This window comes from Flavobacterium johnsoniae, assembly GCF_001879205.1.
In the GTDB taxonomy this organism is placed as follows: Bacteria; Bacteroidota; Bacteroidia; order Flavobacteriales; family Flavobacteriaceae; genus Flavobacterium; species Flavobacterium johnsoniae_A.
In genome coordinates, this window is record NZ_MLFK01000005.1 from 887,846 (window position 1) to 900,547 (window position 12,702).

The 12,702-nt window shown below is 33.7% G+C and carries 11 protein-coding genes; 7 read left to right on the forward strand and 4 right to left on the reverse strand.

All coding sequences use genetic code 11. The features are described 5' to 3' along the window. Window positions 1–34 precede the first annotated feature (34 nt). Window positions 35–544: a hypothetical protein gene (locus tag BKM63_RS09085; protein ID WP_123907058.1), complete on the reverse strand. Its 510-nt coding sequence runs from the start codon at window positions 542–544 to the stop codon at window positions 35–37. A gap of 72 nt (window positions 545–616) precedes the next feature. After that, window positions 617–3,469 (reverse strand): DNA polymerase I, encoded by a 2,853-nt coding sequence (gene polA, locus BKM63_RS09090; protein WP_071636274.1) that lies wholly within the window; start codon window positions 3,467–3,469, stop codon window positions 617–619. A 324-nt stretch (window positions 3,470–3,793) separates the two neighbouring features. Here polA and BKM63_RS09095 point away from each other — a divergent pair, with 324 nt between their 5' ends. The 7 genes from BKM63_RS09095 (at window position 3,794) to BKM63_RS09125 (ending at window position 8,511) form a co-directional block, all read left to right on the forward strand. Next, complete coding sequence (locus BKM63_RS09095) at window positions 3,794–3,991, forward strand: hypothetical protein (RefSeq protein WP_071636275.1); 198 nt, start codon at window positions 3,794–3,796, stop codon at window positions 3,989–3,991. 62 nt (window positions 3,992–4,053) lie between these two features. Next, the gene (locus BKM63_RS09100; protein ID WP_071636276.1) at window positions 4,054–4,239 is read left to right on the forward strand and encodes a hypothetical protein; all 186 of its coding nucleotides are present in this window, start codon (window positions 4,054–4,056) and stop codon (window positions 4,237–4,239) included. A gap of 187 nt (window positions 4,240–4,426) precedes the next feature. Continuing rightward, window positions 4,427–5,101 carry a response regulator transcription factor gene (locus tag BKM63_RS09105; RefSeq protein ID WP_071636277.1) on the forward strand — a complete coding sequence of 225 codons (675 nt, stop codon included), beginning with the start codon at window positions 4,427–4,429 and terminating at the stop codon, window positions 5,099–5,101. 10 nt (window positions 5,102–5,111) lie between these two features. Continuing rightward, window positions 5,112–6,449, forward strand: coding sequence for a sensor histidine kinase (locus BKM63_RS09110; RefSeq protein ID WP_242661122.1), 1,338 nt, complete (start codon window positions 5,112–5,114; stop codon window positions 6,447–6,449). A 100-nt stretch (window positions 6,450–6,549) separates the two neighbouring features. Further along, complete coding sequence (locus BKM63_RS09115) at window positions 6,550–6,732, forward strand: hypothetical protein (RefSeq protein ID WP_071636279.1); 183 nt, start codon at window positions 6,550–6,552, stop codon at window positions 6,730–6,732. Window positions 6,733–6,901: 169 nt separating this feature from the next. After that, window positions 6,902–8,137: a metallophosphoesterase gene (locus BKM63_RS09120; protein WP_071636280.1), complete on the forward strand. Its 1,236-nt coding sequence runs from the start codon at window positions 6,902–6,904 to the stop codon at window positions 8,135–8,137. 71 nt (window positions 8,138–8,208) lie between these two features. Further along, on the forward strand, window positions 8,209–8,511 hold the full coding sequence (locus BKM63_RS09125) for a thioredoxin family protein (protein ID WP_053474396.1): 303 nt from the start codon (window positions 8,209–8,211) through the stop codon (window positions 8,509–8,511). A gap of 32 nt (window positions 8,512–8,543) precedes the next feature. On the opposite strand, the gene BKM63_RS09130 is transcribed toward BKM63_RS09125, so the two are convergent. After that, window positions 8,544–9,182, reverse strand: coding sequence for a polysaccharide deacetylase family protein (locus BKM63_RS09130; RefSeq protein ID WP_071636281.1), 639 nt, complete (start codon window positions 9,180–9,182; stop codon window positions 8,544–8,546). A gap of 96 nt (window positions 9,183–9,278) precedes the next feature. Next, on the reverse strand, window positions 9,279–12,560 hold the full coding sequence (locus BKM63_RS09135) for a glycosyltransferase family 117 protein (protein WP_071636282.1): 3,282 nt from the start codon (window positions 12,558–12,560) through the stop codon (window positions 9,279–9,281). Between the last annotated feature and the right edge of the window lie 142 nt (window positions 12,561–12,702).

A 12,702-nucleotide genomic window follows, 5' to 3' on the forward strand; every position in this document is an offset into this window, starting at 1 on the left:
AACCATCAGCTAAAACTGATGGTTTTTTGTTTGTCTAATTTTCCCCATCGAAAATAAAAGAGTCGCCAAATTTATTGTTACATTCTCTAAAGAATTCCTGGGGTAAACCTTTCTTAAAATTAATTTTAGAAACTAATTTTTTATCGCATTCAGGATCAAGGTTTCTGAAGATTAAAATTCCATTGTTTAATTCCGTTGGCAATTGAGCATCTGTAGTTAAACCATAATTTCCCAAATACTGATTTTTGCCATTAAATATTAAAATCCTGCTGGTAGCTCTGCAGGATAAACCCCAAACCCAAACTGAATTCATAATTTTATATGTTTTTCCTTTTTCAGTTTTAACACTTCCAAGGTACATTAGATGTGTTTCTGTTCCCCCTTTGTCATTCCATTTTCCGAAAACGAATTCTTTTCCAATAACATTTTTGTGAAGAACTTCTAATCTAATATTTTCATCATTTATTTGAGCTGTACCTAATTTTGGAAGCGCCATTATAATTAAAGTGAAAAGTATTTTAGCGCATATTGTTCTTTTTGTCATTACAAATTGCAATTAATATTCGGTTTAAATACTTCGAGAAATCTAAAATCAACAATCTGAAATCTAAAATAATTAATGCGCTTCTAACCAATCTTTCCCCATTCCAATTTCAACCTCTAAAGGAACTGCCATTTTAAAAGCATTTTCCATTTCGTGTTTAATCATAGGCTGGATTTTTTCGAGCTCATCGTTATGAACATCGAACACAAGCTCATCATGAACCTGAAGCAGCATTTTAGATTTCCAGTTTTCGGCTTGTAATTTTTTATGAATGTTGATCATTGCAATTTTAATTACATCGGCGGCGCTTCCCTGAATTGGGGCGTTTACGGCATTTCGCTCAGCTGCGCTTCTTACAACCGCATTGGCAGAATTGATATCTTTTAAATAACGACGACGTCCGGAGATGGTTTGTACATAGCCGTTTTCGCGTGCAAATTCAACCTGTTCCTGAATATAGGATTTTAATCTTGGATATGTTTTATAATAAGCATCAATCAAAGCTGCACTTTCACCGCGGGATAATGAAGTTTGATTACTTAATCCAAAAGCTGAAACACCATATATAATCCCGAAGTTTACTGTTTTGGCATTACTTCTTTGTTCACGAGAAACTTCTTCTAAGGCAACATCAAAAACTTTTGCTGCTGTAGCTCTGTGAATATCTTCTCCATTTTGGAAAGCTGCAATCATATTTTCTTCACCACTTAAAGCAGCGATAATTCTTAATTCAATTTGCGAGTAATCGGCAGAAATTAAAGTATGGTTTTCATCGCGGGCAACGAAAGCTTTACGAATTTGTCGGCCTCTTTCTGTACGAATCGGAATATTTTGAAGATTTGGATTGTTAGAGCTCAAACGTCCCGTTGCGGCAACTGTCTGCATGTAATCTGTATGAACGCGTAAGGTTTTTTTATCTACTTGTTCCGGCAGGGCTAAGATATAGGTGCTTTGTAATTTCACCATTTGACGCCAGTCCAGAATTTGTTTTACAATTGGATTGTCGTTTGCTAAATAAGTCAAAACTTCTTCCCCGGTGGCATATTGGCCGGTTTTGGTTTTCTTTTGCTTTGCACCGCCAATTTTAAGTTTGTCAAATAAAATATCTCCCAATTGTTTTGGAGAAGCAAGATTGAATTTCTCGCCGGCAGTTTCGTATATTTTTTCTTCTAAAGATTTGATTTCAACATCTATCTCTGTAGACATTTGTTTTAAGAAATCAACATCTAAACGAATTCCTTCTGTTTCCATTGCTGCTAAAACGCTTACTAACGGAATCTCGATTTCATCAAATAACTTTTTAGTTTCTGTTTTATCTAATTCTGTTGTAAAGATTTCTTTTAGCTGCAATGTAATATCAGCATCTTCGGCGGCATATTCTTTAATGTCTTCTAGAGGAACATCGCGCATAGAAAGCTGATTTTTTCCTTTTTTACCAATTAAGGTTTCGATTGATTTTGGAGAATATTTTAAATAGGTTTCGGCTAAAATATCCATATTGTGACGCATATCCGGGTTGATTAGATAATGCGCAATCATGGTATCAAAAAGTTTTCCTTTTACAGTAACGCCGTAATTAGCAAGGATTTTTAAATCGTATTTTAAATTCTGTCCAATTTTTTCGATGTTTTCATTTTCGAAAAACGGAACAAATTTGTCTATTAAAACTTTTGCTTCTTCCTGACTTTCCGGAAACGGAACATAAAATGCTTTTCCTTTTTCGTATGAGAAAGACATTCCCACAAGTTCTGCGTGCAAGGCATCGATTCCTGTAGTTTCGGTATCAAAACATACAGAAGTTTGTTTTTGTAAATTTTGTAAAAGCAATTTAATTCCTAAGTCACCCTGAATAGTCTGGTACGAATGCTCAGTATTTTCTAAGGTATTATAAAATGAATTTCTTGCTGCTTCTGCACTTTCATCAAGAGTAGTACCGCCTCCGCCAAAAAGATCAAACTGGTCTTCGTTTTTTGGCTGTGGTTTTTTGTATAATTTGGCATCCTGAGCCGGAGTGTTATTGGCTAATTCATTTCCACCGCCCACTTTAAACAAGTTGTCAAACTGCTCTGCCATTCTTCTAAATTCCAATTCCTGAAAAATAGCATCTGTTTTTTCGATATCCGGACGCGAAAGTTCGTAATCGTCTTCATTAAAAACTACATCACAGTCGCAGATAATCGTTGCCAGTTTTTTAGATAAAATTCCTTTGTCTTTGTTGGCTTCGATATTTTCTTTCATTTTTCCTTTTAGCAAATGTGTGTTGTCTAAAAGGTTTTCCATTGTTCCAAATTCTTTCAGGAACTTTTTGGCTGTAACTTCACCAACTCCGGGTAATCCCGGAATATTATCTACAGCGTCGCCCATCATTCCAAGAAAATCAATTACCTGTTCCGGTCTCTCAACTTCAAATTTTGCCAAAACCTCTGGAATTCCCCAAATTTCGATTCCGTTACCCATTCGGGCAGGTTTATACATAAAGATATTTTCAGAAACCAATTGTGCAAAATCCTTGTCAGGAGTTACCATATATACCTTATAGTTTTGCTTCTCGGCTTGTTTGGCAATAGTTCCTATTAAGTCATCGGCCTCACATCCTTCTATTTCTATAATAGGAATATGCATGGCTTTTAATAATTCCTGAATATACGGCACGGCGATTTTAATTGCTTCCGGAGTAGCATCACGGTTAGCTTTATAATCTACGAACATTTCAGTTCTTACATGGCTTCCGCCTTTATCAAAAGCAACGGCCAAATGATCTGGTTTTTCTCTTTTAATTACATCTAAAAGTGAGTTCATAAAACCCATAATTGCAGATGTATCCATTCCTTTTGAGTTAATTCGCGGGTTTTTTATAAAAGCATAATAACCACGAAAAATTAATGCATAAGCATCTAGAAGAAAAAGGCGTTTTTGAGTCGACATATAAAAATTATTAGTCTGTAAAAATAAACAATTGAGGTCTCAAAAATTAATCAAAAAAGAAATTTTTTACCATATAAGTTATATAAGTTCATTTTGGCAGTACAGATGCAGTAGAGATGCTGTAATGTAGAGATGTTCAGAGCGCGTCTGCTTGAATATCGCTAAATTAAATGGACTTGCATAGGTTATGTGGGTAGAAAAGAACACAAAGCGTTAATATCAAGTTAAAATTTTTTATTCAGGGATTTCTTCATTTTGTCTTCATGTGCTGAAGGTAATTTTGATCTGTAAAATAAAAGGTATTTAATTTAAATCTTAGAAATCATGAGAAATTTATTGATGTTATTAGTGGCAGTTTTAGGAACAAGTGCAATGGTTCATGCGTTTCCTGCAAAAGATGGTAAAACAGATCCTGCAAAAGAAGTAAAAGCAACAAAACACCCAAAAAGCAAATCTGATAAAAAAGTAAAATCAGAGAAAAGCGAAGCTTCAAAAGCGGAAACAGCAAAAGTAAAAAAATAAGCAAAAAAATAAGCAAAAAAATAATTTAGAATAAAAATTAATCAATTTAAAAAATTAAAGTCATGAAAAAATTAATTTTATTAGCAGTGGCAGTTCTAGGAACAACTGCAATGGTAAGTGCTCAAACAACTCCAGCTCAGGCAGCGCCTGCAAAAGAGGTAAAAGCAACAAAACATCACAACCATAAATCCGGAAAAAAAGCAAAAGCTGAAACTCCAAAAGAAGAAGCTGCAACCGTGAAAAAATAAGAATTGCTCTCGTTTTGTTTTCGAAGCATTGTAACGAAGGCAAAACAGGAATAATGATTATGAAGAATGCGATTGAAGAAAGCTGATGAAGAAATTTGTCAGCTTTTTTTATTCGTTAATTTTTTAATAATGCGCGACAGGACTTTTGATAATTGATTAATTTTAGTTGCGTTTAAATGCCTGGTTTATGAACGTTTTGATTGTTGAAGATAATAAAGAGCTTGCGGTAGAAGTTTATGACTTTCTGTGCAATGCGGGGTATATTTGTAAAATTGCAAATAATTGTGCCGATGCTCTCGAGGAATTTGGGAGTAATGATTACGATGTAATGTTGCTTGATTTGGGTTTGCCGGACGGAGATGGTTTTGAAGTCTTGCAGACCATTAGAAAAACCAAGTCGAAAATCGCGGTAATTGTGCTGACAGCGCGGGGAGAATTAGATGATAGAATTAATGGGCTTCACTTAGGTGCCGATGATTATTTAACTAAGCCTTTTGCATTGACAGAACTTGCAGCAAGATTGTTTGCTGTAATACGCAGGATTCATGGCTTTACTTTAAATAATTTAAGTATTCATGGTTTTTTATTGCAGCTTCAGGATTATAAAGTTAGTTTTAATGAAGTGCCTCTGAGTTTGACCAAAAAAGAATTTGATATTTTTCAGTACCTGGTTTTAAATAAAAATCGTGTCATAACCAGACTGCAGTTAACAGAGCATATTTGGGGCGATATTCTCGAGATCAATTCAGACTCTAATTTTATTGATGTACACGTTCGAAACCTTCGAAAAAAATTAGACAAACATACTGCTATCGATTGGTTTGAAACCGTTCGTAATGTAGGTTATCGTATTAATGAATAAATAGATTGTTGTGAAGATAAAACATCAATTGGCCATATTTAATGCACTGACAAGATTGTTGGTAATTTTGGTTTTGTGGCTTATGCTTCCTATTTTGGTTGAAAATGTGGTGTACAGACATATCAATAACGGATTAATTGAAAAGAAGAAGAAATTCATTGATCATTTAAATCAGCAGGAAATTAATGATTTTATCGAAAATGAAGACGATTCAACCGAGACTTATTCACAGTTTTCGACACTTCACAGCGAATTTTTGGTTCTGTCCAGAGTGCCAGCCAAAAAACATCAAAAAAGAACAACATTCAGTAATGAATACCGAATTATTGAAGGAGAGGAAAATGAATACCGGATTCTGCATCATTATTTTAGTTATGAAAACGAAAATTACCAGCTCGAAATAGGAAGCAGCTTAAGCGAAGTAAAAGATCTTACTTTTATTATTAAGCTCTTCATTATTGTGGTTTTGGTTGTTATTCTGCTGGTTACCTTTTTGGCAGATACTTTTTATATTGAATACTTGCTCAAGCCCTTTTATAAAATTATTGATACAAAAATAAGACGAGTTAATGAGCCCGAAGTTTTTGATCATACGCCCATAAATTCAAAGTCAAGGGATTTTAGAGAATTAGATTTAGGTTTAAATCAAATGATGGATCGTATTGCAGAACTTTTTAAGAAAGAAAAGCAATTTATCTCAAATGTTTCTCATGAACTCCTTACTCCAATTGCCTTGCTCAAAAACAAATTGGAGAACTTATTACAAAATGATTCTCTCGATGATAATGCTGTCGATAAAATTGCCGGGTCATTAAAGACATTAGATATGCTGAAAAAAATCATCAATAATTTATTGCTGATTTCGCGAATTGAGAACAATCAATACGAAGCAAATGAAAAAATCAATTTTCAGGAAATAATTAATGACCTCCACGAAGATCTTCAGGATCGTATAGATGACAAAGGAATTCAGTTTATTAATAAAATGGAACATGATTTTGCTTTTACAGGAAACAAAACCTTAATTCATATTCTCATTTATAATTTGGTTACGAATGCTATTAAGTATAATAAACCAGATGGAAGTATTAGTATTTCTGATGGGTTTTTGCATAATCAGTATTTTATTTCAATCACAGATTCCGGTATTGGTCTAAATGAATCTCAAATCGAAAATATTTTTAACCGATTTGCAAGAGTAAGCTCAGATCAGGAAGGGCAGGGGCTGGGGCTTGCTATTGCAAAAAGTATTGCTGGTTTTCATCATATTGAAATTAAAGTTAATTCTGTTCTAGGTGAGGGCACAACTTTTACTTTGCTGGTTCCAGAGACATCAAAACACAATTAAAAGTTAATTTTTTCAGACTACTTAAATCTTCATTTTGTCTTCATTTACTGGTTATATCTTTGAGGTATAAATAATGAAATAATAATCAAAATCTACTATCATGAAAAAAATAATTTTATTAGCAGTGGCAGTTCTAGGGACAACTGCAATGGTAAGCGCTCAAACAACTCCAGTAAAAGAAACTCCGGCAAAAGAAGCAAAAGCAGCTAAAAAAGAGAAAAAAGCTGATAAAAAAGCTAAAAAAGCAGAAGCTAAGCCAGAAGTGGCAAAAGCTCAAAAATAACACGATATAAGTTTAGTAATAGGCTTAGTTGTAGATTAAAGGTTTTAAATAATTTGGCTGTAAAAGCTGATAGAGAAATCTATCGGCTTTTACTATTTTGAGTTAAATTTTTGATAATAAAAAGCGATAAAATTTCCTTTCTTTGTTACTTTGCTTAAAACTGTAAATAATGATTCTTCGTTTTGTAATTCTATGTGCTCTTTTTTTATTTATTGAGTTCTATTCATACCAAGCTTTTCGCACTTTAATTAAAATTAGATGGGTATTAGTGACTTATCAGGTGGTAAGTCTGCTTATTCTTCTCTTTATTATCTATTCGTTTTCTCAGGTTGATCGTTCCGTAGGGCAGACTAAACAGTTTATGTTTACTACAGGCTTGATGCTGCTGGTTTATGTGCCAAAAATTGTTCTTACTTTAGTAATGTTTGGAGAAGATATTATTAGAATAGGTGCAAGTATCTTGAATTATTTTATTTATAATACACCGAGAAAAGAAATGATGCCGGAGAGGCGAAAGTTTGTCAGCCAGATTGCTTTAGGTTTAGCTGCGGTTCCTTTTTTGTCTTTGATTTACGGAATTTTTGAAGGAAAGTATAATTTTAAAGTATTTAAGCAAACTATATATTTTCCTGACCTTCCGGATGAATTTGATGGTTTTAAAATAACGCAGATTTCAGATGTTCACAGCGGTAGTTTTGATAATCCTGAAAAAATTAATTATGCGATTGATTTGATTAACGAGCAGGAGTCAGATATGATTTTGTTTACAGGAGATATTGTAAATACCCATGCAAAAGAAATGCATCCTTGGCTGGAAACTTTTAATAGAATAAAAGATTACAAATACGGAAAATTTGCTGTTCTGGGGAATCATGATTACGGAGAATATGTAACATGGCCATCTGAAAAAGAAAAAGATGAGAATTTTGCCGAAATCAAAAGTCTGTATGGTAAAATTGGTTTCGATTTAATGTTGAATGAAAATAAATACATTCAAAAAGGAGCTGATAAAATTGCTTTAGTTGGTGTTGAAAACTGGGGAGCTAATTTTAAAAAAGCCGGAGATTTAAATAAAGCTTCGGAAAATCTTCATAAAGATGATTTTAAGGTTTTAATGAGCCATGATCCAAGCCATTGGGAATATGAAGTAAAAAAACATCCTAAAAACTTCCATTTAACTTTAGCAGGCCATACACATGGTATGCAGTTTGGAATTGAGATTCCGGGTTATTTTAAATGGAGTCTTGCCCAGTATATTTACAAACAATGGGCGGGATTATACGAAGAAGCCGGAAGATACGTTTATGTTAACCGAGGATTTGGTTTTCATGCTTATCCCGGACGAGTAGGGATTATGCCTGAAATCACAGTGATTGAACTAAAAAAAGGCGAGAATGTGGCTTAATTCGTTAAAAATGCTACATTTGTATTAATTATCTCTTTTTAATAGATTAAAAGAATTAAATTTTTGGTTTTATGTCAAAATTTGGAGAACTTATAAATGCTCAGGTTCCAGTGTTAATTGACTTCTACACAGATTGGAACGAATCATCGGTATTGATGCATCCGGTAATAAAAGATGTTGCGGCGGCACTTGGCGATAAAGCTAAGGTAATTAAAATTGATGTTGATAAAAATCAAGAACTAGCCGAAGCTTTACGAATTAAAGGGCTTCCTACTTTAATGATTTACAAGGAAGGACAAATGATCTGGAGACAATCCGGAGAGCTTGATGCAAATACTCTTATAGGAATTGTTCAGGATCAATTCGACGTATAAAAACTTCTGAAATAAGATATTATTCTGATTCTTTAATGGATAATATCAAACTTATATCCGTTTTCTTTTAAAAAATGCAGTGTTTTTGGCAGGGCGAATTTTAAATTTGGTGATGCTTTTATACTGTCATGAAATACAATTACGCTTCCTGATTTTACATTTTTAGTAACATTTTCAAGGCATTTTTCGGGAGTTATACTTTGGTCGAAATCGGCGCTTAAAACATCCCACATAATTATCTTATAGCCTAGTTTTCGTAAAATTTTCGATTGCGCTTTTTTGATTTTTCCATAAGGCGGACGAAATAATAAACGATTGGTATTTATTTCTTCTTCCAGAACTTTTGCGCAATTATTTACATTTTCGATATACTCATTAGTATGTATTTTCCAGCCATTAACATGGTTCATGGTGTGGTTTCCAATAGAGTGGCCGTCTCTGATTAATTTTTCAAATAAAGATAAATTTGCCTTAATGTTTTTTCCAATGCAGAAGAAAGTGGCTTTGGCATCAAACTTTTTTAATTCGGATAAAACCCAGTCTGTAATCTCTGGAGTAGGGCCGTCATCAAAGGTTAAGTATATTTTCTTTTCATTGTTTGGAATGTCCCAGCAATATTTAGAAAACACCTTTTTGATGAATGAATTAGTTTTTACCCAATAGAAACTCATTTTAATGGATTTAATGATACGTAAAAATAAAAAATGCAGCGCTTTTTATCAAGAAGCACTGCATTTTTTTAATCAATATAATTTTCGTATATTATGTTATTCCTTTTCGCGTCCAAAACGCTCAAAAACATTTACATAAGTATTAAATGTTGTCTTGTGTTTTTCATAGAAAGCTTTGTCGTTGTTTTCTTTCATAACGTGCAGTAAGCTTCTGTAACGCTCAATATCTGTAATAATATCAATTGCTAAATCAGTTTGATCTGAACCGCTTAATGTACTGTAGTAGTTTAGGTTTTCTTTGTATTTGTTAACCAGCTTATTCAGTAAATCATGGGCTTTAGCTGTTTCTCCAACTTTGTAATAACCACCGGCAAATGGTTCAACTAATGAATAGTATCCAAATTTATCTACAGGCATTTTTGTCATCGCCAGATTGATAACATTTTTGGCTTTGTCAATTTTACCTTCAGCGATAAGCTCGTTCATTAAACGAGATAGGTTAGTACGGTAAGTAATGCTGTTTCTTCTTGTTTCTGGATCGTGGTAGATTTTTTCGCTTTCGCTGTTACCCCAATCCCATTTCATTACAATATTATACATTTTATCGGCATCAATTTGTCCCATATCCATTGGTCCGCCATTTTTAGAAGGCGTGTTTTTAATAGGAACTAATTTATAGACCATACCATCTAATTGCAGATAGTCTTTCAGCCATAAATAATCTTCATCATCAAAAGCACCGCCGCTAAAGTAAATTGGACGTTTCCAATTGTTATTAGCTAAGATGTCAAGCATCATTAATCTGTTTTTGTAAAGAGCACTTCCTTTAATGTCAATATCCATATAAGGAACAATTGAGTCATTATATCTGGCGTTTACCACTTTATTCTTGATAATGGTGTTTTTATCAACGTTAACTCTGATTTTATTTGTTGGATAAAAATGGATGGTTTGTCCGTTTTGTAAACCTACAGTCGATTTTGGATTTTTAATAAAATCGATAAAATCTTTAATGTTCCAACGTGTTTCTATTTTCGGAATATGGGCTACATAGTCTAGTTTATCCCCAACATATTGATCGTGTGTAAATGATATTGGCAGAGGATCAGATTCGTATGATTTTGCTTTCATCTGATCGATATACCAGTCCGTCATGAACAGACTTGTGTTTACAATTTTAACATCGGTTCTAAAATGTTCGATTTCCTGCGCATACCAGAGCGGGAACGTGTCGTTGTCTCCAATGGTATACAAAATAGCATCTTTGTCGCATGAACTCAGGTATGCTTTTGCCATTGCAACAGCTGTATATCTGTTAGATCTGTCATGATCATCCCAGTTTTGAGATGCCATTAAAACCGGAGCAGCTAATAAACTTACTGCAATAATAGCTGGTCCTGCAATTTTTGGAGCAATATATTTTTGAAGACTTTCGTATAAGGAATAAACTCCAAAACCAATCCAGATGGCAAAGACATAAAATGACCCTACAAGAGCATAATCTCTTTCACGAGGCTCAAAAGGTCTCTCGTTAAGGTAAATTTTCAGTGCAATTCCTGTAAATAAAAATAAGGCTAAAAGCACATAAAAGCTTTTAAGGTCTTTGTTGGCATGGTACATTAATCCAATTAAACCTAAGATGAACGGAAGGAAAAAGTAAACATTTCTTCCTTTGTTGTTTAAAACATCAGATGGTAAATTGTCTTGTGAACCTAAATGAAGTGAATCTAAGGCTTTGATTCCGCTGATCCAGTTTCCGTCTAAGTTGTCGTATTTTCCCTGAACATCACTTTGGCGGCCAACGAAATTCCACATTAAATATCTCCAATACATATATCCAAATTGGTATTCGAACATAAAACTGAAATTATCAACAGTGGTAGGTTTTTCGATAATTAAATATTCGCCGTAGCTTTTTAAGAATTTTACATAACCTTCGTTGTCAATTTGTTTTTGAGCAAAAGCGTGTCTGAATTCAGAAACTGTTTTTTCAACCTCGTTGCGCAGCTGTGCTATTGCTTTGTTGTATTCTTCTTCGCTTAACTGGCTGGCATCGATTCCGTATTTTCCTAAATCATCTTCGTAATTATAATTAGGATTGATTTTGAATTTTGGCGGATTTGTAAAGCTGATGTAGTTTTGAATGTGTCCTGTTTCGGTGCTCCACATTCTTGGCAGAATTGCTTTTTGATTGTCGTCGCTGTTTTGTTCTGCGTTTTTATAATTATTGGTAATAATATATTTACCAGTTTTATCGTCTCTTTCGTAGTTAGGTTTCTTGTCTAAATACGGAGTTTTAGCATCAAGACCAGCAAAAACTTCCGTATATTGAGGGCCGTAGAATAAAGGATTGACACCATATTGTTCACGATTGTAGTAGGCTAAAACCTCGGCAGCATCTGATGGTTTGTTTTCATTAATTACTGTATTGGCATTTGCGCGAACAGGAAGCATCATCCAGGTAGAGAAACCAATTAATATAAATAAGGTACAAAGAATGATGGTATTGTAAAAAATCAATCCTTTTTGTTTGGTGAATTTTAATCCGAAATAGAAAAAAGCAATCAGCAATAAAGTCACGAAAATAGTTCCTGAATTAAATGGTAATCCTAAGCTGTTAACCATGAAAATTTCGGTTTTACCGAAGAAAGCCATTGTTAAAGGCAGCAGTAATTTGAAGATAAACAACAAAATTCCAATTACAACAACATTTGCAATAAGAAAGTTTTTGATGGTAACTTTTTCGTAATGTTTAAAATAGTAAAGAAAACCAATTGAAGGAATGGTCAATAAAGCCATAAAGTGAACTCCAAATGAAAGACCCACAACCAGAGAAATGATTAATAACCATTTGTTTCCTTTTGGTTTGTCCATATCTTGTTCCCAGCGTAAACCAAGCCAGAAAAGTAATGCGATTAAAAGAGAAGCCATTGCATAAACTTCTGCCTCGACAGCATTAAACCAAAAGCTGTCAGAAAAAGTATAAGCTAATGCTCCAACAAAAGAACTTCCTAAAATAACGATTGAATTGTTTTGGTCAATTTCGGCAAAACGAGCTACAATTTTCTTTAAAATCATAGAAGAAGACCAAAACATAAATAAGATTGTAAATGCGCTAGAGAAAACAGACATCATATTAACCATTACGGCTACATGCTGGGCATCTATTGCAAACATGGCAAAGAATGCGCCCATCATTTGGAATAAAGGTGCTCCGGGAGGGTGGCCAACTTCAAGTTTAGCTGCTGTGGCAATGTACTCGCCACAATCCCAAAAGCTCATTGTAGGTTCAACAGTTAGTGTGTAAGTAATTAAAGCGATTGCAAATGCAAACCAACCAATAATTGTATTCCATTTATTGAAATTGAATTGTGCCATATTTAGGTATTAAAATTTTGTATGTTTTCAATCCTACAAAGAAAATGTTTTTTTATGTAAAGAAACGAGCATTAACAAAAAAATCTATAAAAGTATCTCTAAAGATTAATGTGTTGGTTATAAGGTGCTTTTGAGAATGTTT